This window comes from Myxococcales bacterium (assembly GCA_016699535.1).
Lineage (GTDB): Bacteria > Myxococcota_A > Polyangia > Polyangiales.
On record CP064980.1, the window covers coordinates 781,343 to 799,681 of the forward strand.

The 18,339-nt window shown below is 49.0% G+C and carries 14 protein-coding genes; 7 read left to right on the forward strand and 7 right to left on the reverse strand.

The features are described from left to right. Window positions 1-9 precede the first annotated feature (9 nt). Window positions 10-1,308 carry a FliI/YscN family ATPase gene (locus IPJ88_03770; protein ID QQR91956.1) on the forward strand — a complete coding sequence of 433 codons (1,299 nt, stop codon included), beginning with the start codon at window positions 10-12 and terminating at the stop codon, window positions 1,306-1,308. Here IPJ88_03770 and IPJ88_03775 read toward each other — a convergent pair. Then, window positions 1,305-2,597 carry a matrixin family metalloprotease gene (locus tag IPJ88_03775; protein QQR90862.1) on the reverse strand — a complete coding sequence of 431 codons (1,293 nt, stop codon included), beginning with the start codon at window positions 2,595-2,597 and terminating at the stop codon, window positions 1,305-1,307. The two genes, IPJ88_03770 and IPJ88_03775, sit on opposite strands and share 4 nt — an antisense overlap. 196 nt (window positions 2,598-2,793) lie before the next feature. On the opposite strand from IPJ88_03775, the gene IPJ88_03780 reads away from it, so the two are divergent. Then, entirely contained in the window at window positions 2,794-3,372 is a 579-nt protein-coding gene (locus IPJ88_03780; GenBank protein ID QQR90863.1) for a Fic family protein, read from the forward strand. A 53-nt stretch (window positions 3,373-3,425) separates the two neighbouring features. Next, a complete protein-coding gene (locus IPJ88_03785) occupies window positions 3,426-4,028 on the forward strand; it encodes a Uma2 family endonuclease (GenBank protein QQR90864.1) in 603 nt (200 codons plus the stop codon). Window positions 4,029-4,074: 46 nt separating this feature from the next. On the opposite strand, the gene IPJ88_03790 is transcribed toward IPJ88_03785, so the two are convergent. Continuing rightward, entirely contained in the window at window positions 4,075-5,559 is a 1,485-nt protein-coding gene (locus IPJ88_03790; protein ID QQR90865.1) for an alpha/beta fold hydrolase, read from the reverse strand. A gap of 162 nt (window positions 5,560-5,721) precedes the next feature. Between IPJ88_03790 and IPJ88_03795 the strand changes: the two genes are divergently transcribed. The 3 genes from IPJ88_03795 to IPJ88_03805 are packed head-to-tail and all read left to right on the forward strand — an operon-like array spanning window position 5,722 to window position 10,872. Further along, the gene (locus tag IPJ88_03795) at window positions 5,722-7,473 is read left to right on the forward strand and encodes a hypothetical protein (GenBank protein ID QQR90866.1); all 1,752 of its coding nucleotides are present in this window, start codon (window positions 5,722-5,724) and stop codon (window positions 7,471-7,473) included. A gap of 55 nt (window positions 7,474-7,528) precedes the next feature. After that, on the forward strand, window positions 7,529-9,715 hold the full coding sequence (locus IPJ88_03800) for a TonB-dependent receptor (GenBank protein ID QQR90867.1): 2,187 nt from the start codon (window positions 7,529-7,531) through the stop codon (window positions 9,713-9,715). Between the two features lie 41 nt (window positions 9,716-9,756). Further along, complete coding sequence (locus tag IPJ88_03805) at window positions 9,757-10,872, forward strand: hypothetical protein (GenBank protein QQR90868.1); 1,116 nt, start codon at window positions 9,757-9,759, stop codon at window positions 10,870-10,872. 31 nt (window positions 10,873-10,903) lie between these two features. Here the strand turns inward: IPJ88_03805 and IPJ88_03810 are convergent, their stop codons facing one another. The 5 genes from IPJ88_03810 to aguB all read right to left on the reverse strand — a co-directional run bounded on the left by IPJ88_03810 (window position 10,904) and on the right by aguB (window position 17,208). Next, window positions 10,904-12,121, reverse strand: a complete 1,218-nt coding sequence (locus IPJ88_03810; GenBank protein ID QQR90869.1) for a DTW domain-containing protein — start codon at window positions 12,119-12,121, stop codon at window positions 10,904-10,906. A gap of 67 nt (window positions 12,122-12,188) precedes the next feature. Next, window positions 12,189-13,271 carry a DNA replication/repair protein RecF gene (locus tag IPJ88_03815; GenBank protein ID QQR90870.1) on the reverse strand — a complete coding sequence of 361 codons (1,083 nt, stop codon included), beginning with the start codon at window positions 13,269-13,271 and terminating at the stop codon, window positions 12,189-12,191. A 5-nt stretch (window positions 13,272-13,276) separates the two neighbouring features. After that, on the reverse strand, window positions 13,277-14,395 hold the full coding sequence (gene dnaN, locus IPJ88_03820) for a DNA polymerase III subunit beta (GenBank protein ID QQR90871.1): 1,119 nt from the start codon (window positions 14,393-14,395) through the stop codon (window positions 13,277-13,279). A gap of 228 nt (window positions 14,396-14,623) precedes the next feature. Beyond that, window positions 14,624-15,979 carry a chromosomal replication initiator protein DnaA gene (dnaA, locus tag IPJ88_03825; GenBank protein QQR90872.1) on the reverse strand — a complete coding sequence of 452 codons (1,356 nt, stop codon included), beginning with the start codon at window positions 15,977-15,979 and terminating at the stop codon, window positions 14,624-14,626. A gap of 392 nt (window positions 15,980-16,371) precedes the next feature. Next, window positions 16,372-17,208 carry an N-carbamoylputrescine amidase gene (gene aguB / locus IPJ88_03830; protein QQR90873.1) on the reverse strand — a complete coding sequence of 279 codons (837 nt, stop codon included), beginning with the start codon at window positions 17,206-17,208 and terminating at the stop codon, window positions 16,372-16,374. Between the two features lie 251 nt (window positions 17,209-17,459). On the opposite strand from aguB, the gene IPJ88_03835 reads away from it, so the two are divergent. Then, entirely contained in the window at window positions 17,460-18,335 is an 876-nt protein-coding gene (locus tag IPJ88_03835; GenBank protein QQR91957.1) for a cytochrome-c peroxidase, read from the forward strand. Window positions 18,336-18,339 lie beyond the last annotated feature (4 nt).

The following is an 18,339-nucleotide window of genomic DNA, read 5'->3' on the forward strand; positions in this document are numbered from 1 at the left end:
ACTAAAGGCATGGATCTTAGCCGATACCGTAAACGGATCTCCGAGAGCAGCGCTCTGTCCGTGGAGGGCCGGATTACAGCCAGCGCTGGACCTGCCCTTCGCGCGGTGATTCCCCATACACGTATCGGCGATGCAGTCGAGCTTCATCCATCTCAGGGTGAGCCCTTACTTTGCGAAGTAGTTGCCTTTGATGAAGACGGTGTGACTTTGCTTCCGCTTGGCCCAACCACGGGGGTAGCTCCAGGGGATTTGGTTCGAAGTGTGGGTCACTCTCTAAAAATTCAATGCAGCGATGCTTTGCTCGGCCGAGTGCTTGATGGCGTGGGGCAGAGCATGGACGCTAAAGGCGAGATCGATGGTAGCCCTTGGGATGTGATGCGCCCGCCGCCCGATCCACTTAAACGAAAGCGGGTCGATCAAGTACTCAGCACAGGCATTCGCGCAATCGATGGCTTGCTTTGTTTGGGATACGGCCAGCGCATGGGTGTGTTTGCCGGAAGTGGTGCCGGGAAAAGTTATCTGCTTGGACAAATCGCGCGCGGCGCCGATGCGGATGTTGTGGTGGTGTGCTTGGTGGGCGAACGCGGCCGTGAAGTGCGTGAGTTTTTAGAAGACTGCCTTGGCGATGAAGGCCAAAAGAAAAGCGTCGTCGTTTGTGCTACCAGCGATGCGCCCGCTTTGGTGCGTCTCAAAAGCGCCTATACTGCAACCGCGATTGCCGAGTGGTTTCGCGATCAAGGAAAACGGGTTTTGCTTTTGATGGACAGCGTGACCCGTTTTGCTCGTGCTGCACGCGAAGTCGGCCTTGCTGCAGGCGAGCCTCCCGCGCGCCGCGGTTATCCGCCAAGTGTGTTTGCTGCACTGCCATCGCTTATGGAACGCAGTGGTCAAGGCGAACAGGGATCGATCTCCGCTATCTACACCGTGCTCGTCGAAGGCGATGATTTTGATGAGCCCATTGCAGATGAGGTGCGCGGCATTCTTGATGGACACATCGTGCTCGATCGGCACATCGGCATGCGCGGACGTTTTCCTGCGATTGATCCATTGGCAAGTTTGTCCAGGGTCATGGACTCTTTAGTTGAAGAAAAGCACCGATTGGCCGCTGGACGCTTGCGTGAATTTATCTCGGTCTATGAAAGCAACCGCGACCTGGTTTCTTTGGGGGCGTACAAAGCTGGCAGTAATTTGCTGCTCGACGATGCTCTTTATCGCCTCAAACACATCGAAAATTTTTTGCGACAACGACCCGACGAGCATGCTTCGTTTGAGCAAACGGTAGAAGCGTTACTCGAACTTGTGCATTAAAAAAATCGATTGACTCGAACAAACTGGTCTAACCAGCTTTTTGTAGGATCACGTTCGGCATCTGGATAGGCGCAACGGTAGAGCATGTCCGGATCTTCTGGAAAGGAAATGATCCCGCCCTTATCAAGCCATTCTCCCTCATGGAGGCGACACGCCTCTGAGCATCGTGTGATGTCATCCGTATCCAGCCGACAGCGACTGCCAGAAGGGCATGGAGCGGCGCGCCATTTGGCTGTACCCAGAGCTTGCCCTGGGTAGGCGACTTCATCATCGGCTCCCGTGTTTTCTGGAGCCATACAGGAAAACCGAGTGAATGGATCATCCTCACGACAAATCACATCATGCCTTTCAACATCTCCGCAGTGATTGGCCGCGCCCGGGTAGCGCAATGCCGGAGATGGTTTGCTTAGCACTTTGTGCCACACTGCAGGCGCATCTTGCCACATCTCTGAATAGTCTGGGTTGCTCTTCTCTGCAGATGTATCCGGCACATAAAGGTTTTCATAGCAATTTGTTAGTGGATCGGAACCAGCCTGCGCTGCAGCGCGCCAGGTCACCTTTGAAAAGTCAAGGACACCGCCGTTTTCAAAGCTTTCATCTACCACTTCTTGCGCTAGCGTGGGGTGCATGATCGCCCGAGGATCAGCAACGTGGTTTAGCCCAAAAGCATGGCCAAGCTCATGGGCGGCAATGATTGCAAAATAAGGAACTAGGTTTCTAATGCTCACGTCCAAGAATTCGATACTCAGCATATTGTTGAAGGCGTGCCTAACAAATACCCAGGTCACGTCATTGGCATTAAAGTTTCCGCAGTCCATGGGGGCAACTCCGTCTATCTGCCATGTCCACGAAGTCGCTATTTCAGAAAAAGGCATATAGGTGTCAAACACGATCGTATGGTAGTTTCTTCCGTCCCGTGGCCTTTCAAGCACAAATTCAAGCTCGCCAGAATGCAGACCTTCAAAGATACGTTCAAGTTCTGCTTTGATTAAATAAGCGAACGCCGGCCCTGCAAAGCCGGACTCCACCACACCTTGCTCAACCAATGTGCCAGGCTTCGCTAACCAATCGAAGATCTCCAAGGCAAGCGATACATTGTCTGCCGCTAAATCGACTTCTCCATAGTTGTATTGACCCGGAGCAAAATCCAAAAAGACCGTATGAAGCACTTCCACTTTGCTTGCTTGATGTGCTTGCTCCTCGCTCGGAGTTGTACTTAACGCACACGCACTCGTAGCAACCATGCAGAGAAGAAAACTGTATAAATTAAAACCCTTGATTTCTTCCATTAAAAGATCCTTCGATATCAAAGAATGCAATTTCCGAGCCACCAGATTAGCACCGAAATCTTTAGGATTTTCAAACGAGCTAAAGCGATTTTAATCTCAGTGGGGTACGTGGTCTCCAAAAGGTGGCAAAACCAGAAGCCAACGCGCTTCCGGCACAGCTCGAAGCGCGCGCATATTCGTTTGCAGCAGCACATAGATGAACAGTTCGCAGCGGAAAATTTTAGCGAACCGGCTTCCATTGATTTTGTCCGTTCGCTTCATCGCGAATTCTATAGGGACGCGGCGCTTTGAAACGCTGTTTCACTTTGAGAATATTGGTCCTTCCAAACGGATCATCTGTACCGCGATTGCTCATCACCGATTTAACTACATTCACCCTTTCCCAGATGGCAATGGTCGCGTTAGCCGTTTGATGTCACATGCGATGTTTCTTTTGGCTGGCGTAGGCGCACATGGCCTTTGGTCCATTTCCCCGGGCCTTGCACGTGGACTGCAAGCACCAAGTGAATACAAAGCCAGGATGGCTCGCGCTGATGATCCACGAGAAGGAGAACTTGATGGACGCGGCAATCTGTCCCAGACCGCACTGCGAGAATTTGTGGTTTGGTTTTTGAACATTGCTCTTGATCAAGTTGTGTTCATGACTGAGCTTTTTGAGCTAGAAGGATTGGCTCAACGTCTAAGTGACTATGTGTCCAGGCAGACTCAATTGAGACCCGAAGCGTCTCGTTTGCTTCAACAAACCTTGCAACTTCCCTTTTGGCAGGGCCAATAAGTTCGCAAACCGGTCGTTTTTCTACGGGCTGGCCAAGGCAAAGGGGCTGCACTATGCTTAAATCTCTGTCTACTGCACCACCAAAAAATGCGACTTATGCGGACTTAGTCGCTTTGCCCGAGCATTTGGTGGGAGAAATCCTAAATGGCGAATTGATCGCTAGTCCGAGGCCAGCTGCTCCTCACGCAACAGCTACCTCAGTGTTGGGCATGGATATTGGCAGCCCCTTTCAACGCGGTCGTGGTGGCCCCGGTGGTTGGTGGATCATGTTTGAACCTGAGCTGCACTTTAACGATGATGTGTTGGTACCGGACCTAGCCGGCTGGCGTAAAGAGCGCATGCCTGAAGTTCCAAATCAAGCCTGGTTTGACTTGCCGCCGGATTGGATTTGCGAAGTCGTTTCGCCCTCAACCGCGCGCATTGATCGCATACGCAAGATGCCTATCTACGCTCGACCAAGTGTAAGCCACGCATGGCTCGTCGATCCCTTGCAACGCACCTTGGAGGTATTTCGTTTGCAGGAACAGAGATGGGTCGTCATCGGCAATTATGAAGGAAATGTTACGGTGCGCGCCGAGTCTTTTGATGTCATCGAACTTGAACTTGGTGCACTCTGGCTCCCTGAAGTGCCAGCACAACCGACGGATGAAAGGTAGTGCGTAAGCCAATTCTTGTTTTGTTATAGAATCGTTAGGACGTCATTTACGATTCGAGATAAGCAAGTGCTTCGCTTAATGTAGGGAAAAACGGCGGACTAAGTTCAGGTCCGCAATCGAGTTCTGTAGCGCTGCCATCACTACGTAAAAAGTCCAAAGCAAAATTCATGATGCAACCGTTACCTTGGCTAACGAGGCTGTGTCCAAAACGTTCAAAAATCAAATGAGTGGATACACCCAATGTGCTGCGTGTTTGTTCAGCCCAGCTTAGTGGCGTGCGTGGATCCATGGCGCCGCTTAACATAAGCACTGGCACATCATCGTTTTGTACCGCTTCAAACGCATTTTCGGGCGCAGGTGCTGTCGGCCAAATGCTGCATGCTGGAACAAATACGTCAGTGTACAAATCAGCATAGGCCGTAAAGGCATCGCGAAGCTCTTGAGCCTGAGCGTCAATTTCGTCTTGTCCGAGGCCTTGGTTTTCGGCGCAAGTTACGGCAAGCAGCAGTTCGGTTCCTGAGCTTTCATCAAGACTCACTTGAAACAAAGACATAACACGCGCAACGTCATCGCTCACTTGGCTCTCGCTAGCATCAAGGCTTGCCGCAACTTCTTTAATGAAGGCTGGGGCCATGGGAGGAAAAAAGGATAGCAAGCTCGAGACAACCGTCGATGCAAAAGCATTGGCATCAAGCTCCGATGCACGGCCATCGCTTAGCGTCACTTCGAGCGAATTCTGCTCTAGCGCAGCAAACACACGCTCAAATTCAACTTCCAGGCCTGGAAAGTTCTGAGCACAAGAGGCGTCGGCATCGCAAGTGGAAAAAAGTGCTTCAATTGACTCTTCATTGGCGAGCAGGTCTGTCTCAAAGGCGCGTATTTGTGGCGGGCTAACCGAATCAAGAACCATGGCGCTGATATGCCCAGGGTGGCGCCGCAGGTATTCAAGACCCAGTTTGGTGCCGTATGAAACACCTAAAACATCTAATTTATCGTATGCAAAGTGCTCACGTGCAACGTCTATGTCTTCTGCCATTTCCCAAGTGTTGTACGCCGAAAGCGGGACGCCTTTTTCACTGAGATCATCAAAACATGTTTGTAAATAATCAAGGAGCTCAGCCTGTGGATCTGCTGAACTTTGTGCACAACTAAACTTCGGTTGGTTGAAACCCACGCTTCGCTGATCGATCAAGAGTAAATCCTGGCCAAGGTTCTGCATAAATTCCCGAGAAATACTCTCCGTCTGAGAAACCCATGTCTGGCCCGGACCCCCTAAAATGTAGAGCATGGCTTGATCACTCGGCCCAGTTGGGTCCGAAAAAAAGCGCGCCACGTGTAAGGTCATCGAAGAACCGCTTACCTCATCTCGGTGGGCAAGTACGCTTAGATTCGTGCACTCTACCGTTTGCCCTTGCCGCTGCGATACATGTAAACGAAAGTGGCAACTCGTATTGCTATCGTCTTGGCACGCGACCAAAGCAAATAGAGCAAAGCAGCTCAGAGCCAAAAGGTGTTTTTTCGCTAAAGTCACTCAATCCTCTGTGGCATGTGAGGAGCAAATTTCCAACTTAATTCTTTGCGTGCATGGACGCAAAAGTCAGAGTATGCTTCGTTTTCCTGGAACTATTGAAAAACTGTTCCAATATGGATTTTGGAGGTTGCGCCGAAGCAGCCTCACCAAGGAGAAGTTAGCGTGAGCAGAGAAGGACAAGCACTTGATATTCGCGTCATTGGCCTGGGCCAGGCTGGTGGCAATTTGGCCGCAGAATTCCACCGTCGAGGGTATCCTGCCATTGCTTTTAACACCGCTCGAACTGACCTAATGGCCCTTTCGCCGGAATGGGGAACTCCCGGCCTTGAAGACTCCGCACGGGTTTATATTGGTATTGCCGGTTACGACGGCGCGGGCGCTGACCCTGACTACGGTCGCAGCTGCGTTAAGGAGCACGCCGAGCTTATTTTAGGGCGAACACGGGAACATGCTAAGGACGCTGATCTGCTTGTGATCACAGCCGGATTAGGTGGTGGAACCGGATCAGCGGTGCGTGAACTTGTGAATATCGTCGGAGAATTGTCGATCCCTGTCGTGTGTCTGGTTACTTTGCCCAGCGAAAGCGAAAGCGGCATTTCAAAGGTAAACGCTGTTCGTGCCATCAATGAACTGCTCGAAAGCGAACTCGATGGCTGGATCATTGTCGATAACGCCAGACTCGCATCCTTAAACCAAGAAGTCGTAGCGAGAAGTTATTTCTCCAAAATAAACGAGCAAATTATAGCCCCTTTTGATGACTTAAACCGTCTCAATGAACGCAGCACGATTCACGCCATTCGAGCTTTCGATGGAGAAGATTTTCGAAAAGTTCTACTTTCGGGCGGTATTCTCCACTACGATGTGCTCCAGCTGAAAAGTGAGAGCTTGGATCCAAATACGATTCTCAATCCATTGCTTGCCAGTCTTGAAGAAGGCAAGCTTATGCCTTCTGGTTTTGATCCGGCCAACATTTCCAGCTTGGCCGTGGTGATTGAAGCGTCCGAATCCACTCTTACCAAAACGCCTATGATGGTTTTTGATCAGCTCAACGACGAACTTAAACGCGCGACCGAAGGCGCGGCTGTTGATCTCGGCATCTATCAAACGACAGGCAACGACGATACAACGACCATTCGTTTGATTTCGGTCTCACGCGGACTTCCATCGCGCATCCAAGACGTAGTGAGCAGCGCACGCGATGAAGGTCGCGTACTAAGCGATAAAATGCACGAACGGCTGCCAAGTTTGGAGCTCGGCGATATTGCTGATCTTGATTTGTTTGGCAGAGGCACACGTAAGCGAAGCGCGAACCGCACACGACCAATGCCGGTCCAAAGAGAAGTTGAACTCAAACAAAGTCCTACGCGTCGCGAAGCCTTTTCCGTTGGCAGCCCTAACGCTAATTCTCCTTCGGGTGTGCCTGCAGCAAAAGCTAGCCCAAGTGTTCCACCATCGGCCAGCATACCACCTGCAAGCCCGACAGGATTCCCCGCAGCAGCACCAGCTTCTATCCGACCTCGACACTTTTCTACGCCCCCTCCGTTGCCAATGATGGATCAAAAAAAAAACGATAGCGCATTAGAAGCCAAAGAGACCAACGCTAAGTCTGAGGCAGACAAAGGGGCGAAAAAGAAAAAGGGCTCAAAAAAAAACTCTTCCGAAGAACTCCCAAGCGCTGAAGTCTACGATGAACTCGTCGAAGACTTCAGGAAAAACCAAAACGACAAAAAACGCACGGAAATTGCGGAACATTTAGAGAATGACTTTCGTTCGCCTCATGCGGTAGTTCGTTTTTACGCGATTGATGCGATGGCTAAAATTGATCGAAAGCTTTTTGAGAGCTCGCTTCTTGCCGCTACGGAAGACGAAAACACGGCTGTAAGAAAAATTGCTAAAGCTGCCTTGCAACGCTGACATCATTGATGGTTTTAAACTCGGTTTTTTTTACGAAAGACGTTAGAACCCCTTTGTGAGGATTGCGTCCGCTTCTCTTTGCTTGTCTTTGCTTTCAGTTGCTTCTGGATTCATCACACAAAAAAGCCAAGCGCAACAAACGCCGAACAAAAGCATCGAGTTTTCGGCCAAAGCTGAAATACAGCCACCGGACATGAGTCCAGATCAAATCAGTCGCGCTCAAAGCCGCGTGACTAAAGATCAAATCAACGAGCGCATTGCCCGTTCAGCGCCAGACGCACTTATCTATGAGCCGGGCGTTTATGTTCAGCAAACAGCACACGGTCAAGCAAGCCCTTTTGTTCGTGGTCTTACCGGACAGCAAGTGTTGCTTATGTTCGACGGGATTCGTCTCAATAACGGAACTTTCAGACAGGGGCCTAATCAATATTTCTTCACGGTAGACGCGTTGAGCATTGACCATATTGACGTCATCCGTGGAAGTGCTTCGACGCGTTACGGTTCCGATGCCCTTGGCGGCGCAATCTATGCAACGCCGATTGATCCGGTGTTAGACAAAAATAACACCAAGTTGAAGTGGCGTCCCAAGATTTTTACCCGCGCTGGAACTCAAGACAAAGAAGTCGGTGGTCGTTTCCAACTTGGTGCAAGCATCGGCCGAAAAACAGCTGCTGTCGCTGGCTTTGGCTATCGAGCCGCATCCCGGTTAGAATCTGGCGGTCAAGTCTATAATCCAGGGCATACCAAACCCTTAGTCCCACGCTTTGAAGATGATGGACGCACCCAACTCGGCACGGGATATCATGAAGGAACTTTCGATTTACGGGTTATTCACAAGCTAAGTCCATCCGTAAAAGTGGTTGGTGCGCTGTATGGGTTTAGACAGTTTGATACCCCGCGCACAGATCAATGCCCTCCTCCAGAAGCTCCTGATTCTGAATGTCTGTGGATTGATCAGCAATATAGAACATTAAGTTACGTAGCGATCAGGGCATCTGAACTTCTCTTCCTGCGCGATCTCGATCTGAGCGTTTCTTACCAGCGTTATGATGAACAACGTCGTCGCGAACGGCCTCGTTCTTACATTCGCCACCAATGGAAAGATGCGGTAGATACACTGGGCATTAATTTTCGTAGCGCGACAGAAGCTTTTGAGCTTTCGGAGTACATGTTTGCTAAGCTGCGTTTTGGTTTTCAGGGCTTGGTCGATCAAGTTAGCTCGAGTGCAAAAACACTCTTTACCGACCTCGAGCAAACAACTTATCAAAGCCGAGGCCTGTACATTGACGGTTCACGTTACTTTACCTTGGGTTTGTTTAGTGAACTTGAGGTCTACGCCACACGATGGCTGACCCTTTACACTGGAGCCCGTCTCTCAACGATCGGCGCACGAACACCTGAAGATACCCAAAGTGAAACAAAAGGCGTTAACAAGAACTATTCAGCCATTGTTGGTCGCTTTGGCCTTGATATACGCCTCCATGAAAACAGTTCACTGTTTTTTAACGTCGATCAAGGCTTCCGTGCACCGAACCTTGATGATCTCAGCGCGCGTACTCAAGTCGGACCAGGCTTTCAATACGAAAACCCTAAACTTGGCCCTGAATACAGTACAACTTTTGAGTTGGGCTTACGTAGTAAAACAGAGTTTATGCGAGCGGATACATGGCTTTTTGCAACCGTTCTTGAAGATGCCATCACACGAAGCGTGCAAGATGCAACGCTTTGTCCACCTGAAACGCCCGCATGCGCCTCTTCTCGGGCACGCTATCAACTTATTAATGCTCCTAAGGACTCACTTATTCTTGGTAGCGAAGGGGCTCTTAGCTTTTTCTTCCCCTACGATTTAACGCTGCGTGCTAGCGCATCCTATGCGTGGGGTCAGGGCCCTGATCTCATCAACCCCGAAAAAAAGGTACCTCTTTCGCGTGTCCCACCGCTCAATGGCACAGCTGAGGCACGTTGGTCACACCCTGACACTGGCTTTTATGCTACCAGCGTCGTGCGTTGGGCTTTAGCGCAGAGACGTCTAGCACCAAGTGATTTTAGCGACGCGCGTATTCCTTCCGGTGGCACGCCAGGATACGCAGTGTTCGACCTGCGTGCTGGCTGGTTGTTTAATGAAAAACTAGCTCTCCATTTGATCTTCGAAAACATTTTTGATGCCCCATATCGCACGCACGGCTCCTCTATAAACGGTCCTGCTCGTGGCATACGAGCCTTCTTTTCAGCAGCTTGGTAATTGTGTAAACATGTAAACGCAATTTTTTCGGAGAAAACTTAGTGCAACGCTTTCTATTTATTCTACTGTTTTTGTTTTTTATTGTTTCTGCATGTGATGACGACATCAAGACATTAGCCAATACGCCCGAATCGGAGTACATTGATAACGGTGTTCTTTGTGATCCGTTATTGAGTGATTTTTCTCCTGGTGCTGATGACAGTTGGCCAGCATGCGCATCGGCTGATACCGGCATCTATGAACGCTTTTCACAGAGCATCAGCACAATTGCACGAGTCGCCTCGTTTGAGACAATTGCTACTTTGCTGTTTGATCCAACAAAAGAACCCTCCAGTGACGACTTCACCGAAGCGCGGCTCGAGTATCAAATTGATGAAGGTTTGGATTCCCGTGTTACTCGCCGATATGATCCACATTTCATCGTGCCGCAAGATACCAATTGCGGTAGTGAGGGCACCCCAGAGCTCTACCCAGATTACTGCGTCGGCCCGTCTCATCTTCAACCCTTATTACTCGATGCACTAAACGCTGGCATTGCAGGGCAAGATCCGAGACAAAACGCCGCTAGAGTAGAAGCAGGATTGCTCTGGTTTCTCTACGTATCACCTTTCAAAGAAAGTCTTACCTGTACCGATAAAGCTGCCGACTGCGATTCTTCTTTTGCTTATTTCACAGGCGCTGAGAACTATTGTGCACCAGACGACACGAGTTGCACTTCTAGCAATCTTGATGAACGCTCTGATAATGCTCGTGGCTTTGCACGCTACGTACAAAGCCTGAATCAAGACACCTACAATCGAGCATGGAACGGTCTTTTGGCAGTGCATTGCTGGAGAGAAAACGACAACGTTGATGGGGTCGCAACCGATATCACGCGCCGGGATCTAGCGCGCACTCAATACGATCGCGCTTTGCTTCGTGGCGTTGTTGATGTTCTCAAACACCGTGTCGATCTCTTCTTGTCAGCAACGGGTAATGAAAAACTCTATTACTGGAGTTTCATCCAAACGCTTGGACCTGTTCTTTATCCAGCCGCACAAAACCGAAGCGAATTCAATTATCAGATTTTGAAAACAGAGCTAGACAAGACGTCGCCCGATACGGTTGATGTAGCTGCGCTCACTGATGCGCTCGATAACTTTATTGCTTGTCCTTAGAGATCGGATAAAACCTGTAGAGGCGAACATGCTACTCTCTAGGTCTCTCGAGACTTGGAGAGCTTTTTGATAGTAGATTTTCCAAAATGCAATGCATTTGGGCAAGGCGTCTTGACGCGCGACCAGTAACTTTGACATCGGCGCCACATGCCAGTTCTTGCTCCTCGATCCAGCTCTGCATCGATCCGGGGCGAGATCGGCATCGGTTTGCAGCGAGGCCCTTGAGCGAAAACAGAGGCCTAATCATATTCAGCACGCGTGCTGTCTGAAGGGTGCTTCGATTCCAGGAAACAAGCACGTCTTTTGGTCGCAAAAATTCATTCCAGCGTGCGCAAAGCTCTCTAAATGAAACGGCTTTGTTTGCATCCTCTGGCAGCCATTCTATCAAGCGTAAGAAATTCGCATCTGAATAGCTCTGCGAAGAATCAATTAAAACATCAAAGACGTCATCTGGTTCGCTAAACCGTACCGCACTCCATTGCAGAAGCCGGCTACTGATATCAGGGTTAGCATAACAGAGCTTTGTTAGCTCCGCGTAAACAAGCACAAGGTTTTGTGGGTGTCGCGAGATCTGAGGCGGAACGCCCTGGCAAACACGATAGCGTTTGCGCTTCTTACGCGGCGACGCTTGGCTCTTTGCTTTAGTTATACACGAAAGTTGTCGCTCGTTCATGCGTTTGAAACAAACTTTGAGCGCATCAAGTCCTTGCAGCTCGGGTTCAAGCAAAGCAAGAGCCAACGCTACCGACTCTAAACTCGAAAGACATTCCTCGCGTGGTTCCTTGCGAATGGCATAAGCGCTCGGCTCGCTCGGCTGAAGTCGAAAACGAGGCAGCGCATGCAACCAAGGACTATCGCGGTAGATACGGTGCGCCTGATGCCAAGTGCCATCAATCACCACCAACGCACTGGGCTGCTCGGCCGCGCTAAGGTCATGAAGCGATCGACTGCCAGGGCCTGGATAAAGAATCCCTATTCCTTGTTCATTGTTTTCGTGTTTCGGAAAAGCTGCTGGGCGCTGGAACAAACTATTTGGTACCTCACGCAACACATGTGTTTGTATATTCGCTAACGCAAGCTCCAAAATACGTACCGTACCAAAGGGATGCTTTCGTTCGCGGTAGTCTTGAAGCACATGAAGTTGGGTTTTGTTGTTGCAACTCGGGACCTCTGCACAAAGACACATGCTTTGTGGACGCCTGCAGCGATAGCAAAAAGGACGAGGCATGGTTGGACGGGATTCCTTCATATAAACATGCAATATTGCGCGAGTGTTCGCTTTTCTCAGAACGCGCGCTGAATAGTTTTGTCGATCATCATAACAGACTCAGGGTGCCGTTTGAGATGGCGTAGTCTTTTCGTTTTAGATCGAGTTGGATGAATTCCGGGTGAGTCGTTGTTAGAAAGGTTTGAGCATCCAAGTCCCTAACAAGATCAAAGAGACGCCGGTTGCGTTCTCGGTCAAGTTCGCTTGAAACATCATCGAGCAATAAAAAAGGTGTCTTATTTAGCCTTTTTTTAAGAAGTAAAAGCTCTGCTACTTTGAGCGCTAGCACCATTGCTCGTTGTTGCCCTTGGGAAGCGAAATTACGAGCAAGTTTGCCTTGCATGCGGAAAAGTACATCATCTGCATGAGGTCCCTTTCGTGTGTAACCAATGATTCGATCTTTTTCTAAATTACTTTGCAAGGCATCAAACAACTGACCCGGTGTGGGCGGCACTGAAGGCTCATAGCTAAGTTCCAGTTCAATACCTTCACCACTAATAGACGAAAAAGCGTTGCTCGTCTGTTCGCTTAGTTCGGTCATAAGAGTTTCACGTGTTCGACCGATAATACTACCAGCGTTGGCTAATATTTCATCGTAGGCTCGTATCGAGTTTTTGTTGAGTTCTTCATACTGCAGAAGTTTATTACGATTCCGTAATGCTTTTCGATAACTTGCGAGTGCCTCTCCATAAGATGGATCCATTTGTTCAAGGATACGGTCGAGGAAATTTCGTCGCGGCTCAGGGTTGCCCGTAGCTAAATCAACATCCGAAGGGTGAAACACCACCGCTGGGAAAAATGTCCTGTACTGAGCCTGGGATCGCGGACGTTTGTGATTGCGTTGAACTTTGAGCGCAGATGCTTTGCCCAACGAAATGTTTATTGTTTCTGGTAAATCTTCTGCCGCTATGGTGGCATGGATTGTCGCCACATGTGCTTGGTTTGAGACGATGGCATCAACTTTAGCTTTACGAAAACTTCTCAATGAACTGATAAAGTAAAGTGCTTCAAGTAAGTTGCTTTTACCGGCTCCGTTTTTTCCGGATATAATATTAAAGTGCTCTCCTGCTTCGAACTTAATTGTCTCCAGGTTTCGATAGTTACTTAGAGCAATCGTATTAATGCGATACAAAGGATTTAGATACGCATGGGCATAATCACGCCCACAAAATCAGTAGTATCGGCTGGACGAATGACACCCGGATCCAGCTCTCCGCCTAGTCCGAGTACTATATCATCATGCTTTAGCGATGAAAGCACATCCAGCATGTAACGAGCGTTGAAGCCCACGGTGAGAGGCTCTCCGGCAAAATCGACGGCTACTTCTTCGCTACCCTCACCAATGTCAGGATTCTCACTTGTGATGCGCACGATTCCTGAATCAAGTTGAAAGCGTACACCGCCACTCTTATCGTTGGCCACTAAGCTAATACGCTTGAGAGCCTCCATGAACGGCGTTCGTGCAAAGCCTACGTTGCGTTGAGGTGATTGAGGAATAACCTTCGCATAAGGCGGAAACTGCTCTTCAGTAAGCTTGACCGAAAGCATAAAACCATCTTTTTTGAAAAAAGCGTTACCACCGACTGAGGCGACTTCAACCGTGGTGCTTTCATCTTTGGCTGATTTACTGTCTTCGATTAAACGTTTGAGCTCTCCAACGCCCTTGCTTGGTATCAGCATCGAAAAGTTAAACTTGGAAGAAGAACCGCTAAACACCTGCTCTGCTTTCGATAAACGATGACCATCGGTTGTGACCATGCGAATCGTGTCTCCGTCTCCTTCGAATAAAGCGCCTGCCAAGTGAGGCCGGGTATCATCGTGCGACATAGAGTACTGCGTCAGGCCAATCATTTCTGAAAGAATAGCTGCATCGATTTCAAAAAACTTAGCTTTTCCTGGTTCGGGCAAACTTGGAAAATCATCGCCGTTGATGCCTGGTAGTTTGTATTTAACCTTGCCGCATTGAATTTCGGAGGTGTTGCCTTTGCTAACCTTCCAGTGGATTTCTGCGTCAGGAAGATTCTTGGCGATATCGAGAAGCGTTCTTGCCGATACGGCAATCGTTCCTTTTTTCTTTATCTCGGCGTTTAGATGCGCTTTGACACTGAGATAAAGATCGGTGGCTGAGATCTCTAAGTCTTTATCTGCGTTGATGAGAACATTCGAAAGAATCGGCATGGAGCTTTTCTTGTCAGAGACAGGACATGCTTTAGCTAAACCTTTGAGCAACTCAGTGCGATGTATTGTGAACTCCATAATTTTTATCCCAATGCTCTTCTATAGATCAGTTATCTTTAATTTAAAAACAAGACGTCGTCTTAGGGGCTGTGGATTGGGGATAAAGGAGTGAAAGTTTTTGATTTTATTATGTTTTATCATGTTTGATACCTACTCATAAGATCGGGAAAAACTCTGTATAAAACGATCTTCCAAACCTACCCCAAACTGTCCACATGCTTTTGCATGCTTTTATACCCAGTTTGCTCACAGCCCTAACTTACGTTCGATGTTCTCAACAGCGTCCCGCACCATGGCGTCAGTATCGACGTTTTTTGTGATTTTACGGACAGCACTCATCACGGTAGTGTGGTCTTTTCCGCCAAATCGCTCGCCAAGTTCAGGAAAGCTGGTTCCGAGGCGTTGACGGCACAGATACATGGCTATCATGCGGGGCAGGGCGATAGCGCGATGGCGTCGGTGGGATTTAAGTTCGGATAACTTGATGCCAAAATACTCGCACGCTGCTTTTTGAATGTCTTCGACCGTTGTGGCCTGTTCCGCCGAAGGAAGCAGTGAGCGTAACGATTCCTTTGCGAAGTCCAAATCAATGCTGCGGTGAAGCAAATCGGCTTTGACTGCCAAACGAAGGAGCGTGCCCTCAAGCTCGCGAACGTTGCTTTTCACGGATTGACCAATAAAGAGGGCAACATCATCGTTTAGAATAATGTTTTCCTGTTGGGCTTTGGTGCGCAAAATGGCAATGCGGGTATCGAGTTCTGGTGCTTGGATATCTGCCACAAGGCCCCACTGAAAGCGGCTGATCAAACGCTCCTGCATGCCGGATATCTGTTTTGGGGGCACATCACTTGTGACCACAATTTGCTTGTCTAGATGATATAAAGCATTGAAAGTGTGGAAGAATTCTTCCTGGGTTTGCTCTCGTCCTGCCAGAAACTGAATATCATCCATCAAGAGCAAGTCGCACTCGTTGCGATATCGGTTCCGAAAAGCATCCATTTCGCCGTTTTGAAGCGACCAGATAAACTCGTTGGTGAAGCACTCGGCTGATAGATACAACACGCGGGCGTTTTGTTTTGAGGACAAGAAACGGTGACCTACCGCGTTTACAAGGTGTGTTTTGCCTAAACCGACACCGCCGTAGATAAAAAGCGGGTTGCCACGTTTGCCGTTTCCACTTGCCGCCGACATGCTGGCTGCATAGCCCAGTTGGTTCGATGGGCCGACCACAAAGTTATCGAAGCTGTATTTGGGATTGAGACTGGAACGTTGACGTATATTTGGCGTTGGCGTTGCCCGTCTCGGGGGCGCCGGAGGTGGCGGTGCTGAGGGCTCGTGTTGTTTCAACGATGCTTCTTGCAAGCGATCATCGACGATCCATTCAATACTTAGGGCTTTGTTGGCGTTTTGCTTGATACTCTCAAGTAGGGTTGCCAGGTAGTGGCTGTCTATCCAATCAGCGTAGAACTTGTTCGGAATGGCAAGGACCAGCAAATCGTCTCGTTGATCTCTAAACTCAATCGGAGCAAACCACGTTTCGAAGTTTTCTTCCGATATACGGGCTTTTATGTCGTTTAGGGCAGATTCCCACAGTCTGTTCATACCCTAAAACCCCCATGAAAACGCATAGTTAACCCCCGTAATCCACAAGTTATACACAACTCGGATCAATGACTGCACGCTGCCTGGAACCTCAAAAATAGAGGCCGTCGCATCCTGAACCACCAAAGTTCCCAAACCCTTTGTTGGCCTAAAGCAAGATGTTGTTCGTCGAAGGCTGTGGAAGCTATCAGAGCAGGAAGCACTCGTCTACGATCGTTTGTGGGAAACTTTCTAAGTCGTTGCAAACACGTGAAAAAAAAATTGATCCTGAAAGCAATGAACACAAGGTTTGTGGATCACAAACGAGACCTGATTTATCAAGCTTGGGGGCAGGATCAGTTGCGATACATTTGTGATCGCTATGTTTTTTGTTTTCAAAGTCGTGTGAAAACTTATTCACAAAGTTTCCCATAGAGCTCAGGTCGTCGATCTCGGAAAAAACCAAAGGCATCACGTTCTTTTTGAACCTGAGCCAGGTCGAAGTCGGCTAAGGCAATGTTTTCTTCTACTTGATCTAGCTCAACTCGTTTTTCACCGCGAAAATCGCTGATGAAGGAACTGCCATAAAAAATCTGGCCCTCTTCGTTACCCACACGATTTGCAGCTGCAACCGGTATGACGTTGCAGACAGCATGTCCAAGCATTGCTTTTTGCCATGGATCTTTCGTATTGAGCTCCGGTTCGGCAGGCTCTGAGCCGATCGCTGTGGGATAAAGCAAAACTTCGGCGCCCATCAACGTCATGATGCGCGCTGCCTCTGGAAACCATTGATCCCAGCATATACCAACGCCGATCGCACCCACGCTTGTGTTCCATACACGAAAGCCAGTGTTTCCCGGTCGAAAGAAAAACTTTTCTTCGTAACCGGGACCGTCCGGTATATGGCTTTTGCGGTAATTTCCTAAGATCGCGCCATCCGAGTTTATCATGGCCATGCTGTTGAAATAGCTTTGCCCATCTTTTTCAAAAAAAGAGACTGGGAGAACAACGGACAACTGCTTAGCGAGTTTTGCGAAATGCTGCAGAGTCGAGCTTTTTTCAAAGTGCTCGGCCCAAGAAAAATAATCAGCAGATTCTTTTTGGGGGAAATAGGGCCCTAAAAACAACTCGGGTAAAAGCACGAGCTGTGCGCCGGCTTTGGTGGCCTGTTCAACAAAGCTTGAAGCCTTCTCGAGATTGGCTTTTTTCTCTGTTGTCATCGACATTTGTACAATCGCTAAGGTGGTCATGAAAACCCTTGCCTTCCTCCGAAAGCTGATCAATCCTCCGGTGCATGCACGCTAGCACCAAACTGGTAGTAAGTTTAACTTCTGCCGTTTTTGCGCTTTCCTGCCAAGGGAATGGTTGTCAGAAGTCGACCGAGTCCGATCAAGCTACAGCACTTGATCAAGCGGCTGTTGAATCTCAAGAGCAACCCTTGCAACAAGAGCAAGCAGCCTTCGAGCCGCTACAGCCCTTGCCAGAAAAAGTCGAAGTCAACATGGATAAAGTCCTGCTTGGACGTAGCCTTTATCACGACAAGCGGCTCAGTGGTGATGAGACGATTGCTTGTGTGAGTTGCCATAGCTTTGATCACGGTGGTTCTGAAGCCCTAAAGACTTCAACAGGTATTCGTAAACAAAAAGGCCCCATCAACGCCCCAACCGTGCTGAACTCGAGTTTAAACTTCCGGCAGTTTTGGGATGGACGCGCTGCCGATCTGAAAGAGCAAGCCTTAGGCCCCGTGACCAATCCTTTAGAAATGGGCGCGAAGTGGGAAGATGTGCTTCCTAAGCTTGCAAAAGATAAAGCCTACAAAGACGCCTTTGCCAAGCTTTACGATGGCAAAGTGAACAAGGAAAATGTTGTTGATGCCATTGCAGAGTACGAAAGCTCACTGATCACCCCATCAAGATTCGATAAGTTTTTGCGAGGCGATAAAGACGCGATTAGCCAAGCTGAAAAAGATGGCTACGTAAAGTTTAAAGAAACCGGCTGCATTAGCTGCCACATCGGACCGGGCGTAGGTGGCACGATGTACCAAAAAATGGGCCTCGTGAAAGACTACTTCAAAGCGCGCGGCGGCGAGCTTAGCGAAGCAGACATGGGTCGTTACAACGTGACCAAAAACGAAGCAGACAAGCACTTTTTCAAAGTCCCTTTGCTTCGCAACATCGAACTAACGCCACCCTATTTTCACGACGGTTCAGTCGCTACGTTGGAAGAAGCAGTCACCATTATGGCGCGTCATCAGCTAGGCAAAGAACTTAGCGAAAAAGACGTGGCATCCATTGTGACTTTCCTCAAGACCCTGACAGGCGAGCTTCCGGCCCATACAAAGCCAGATGCTGACGCTAGCGCCGCGCACAAGGGATAAAACA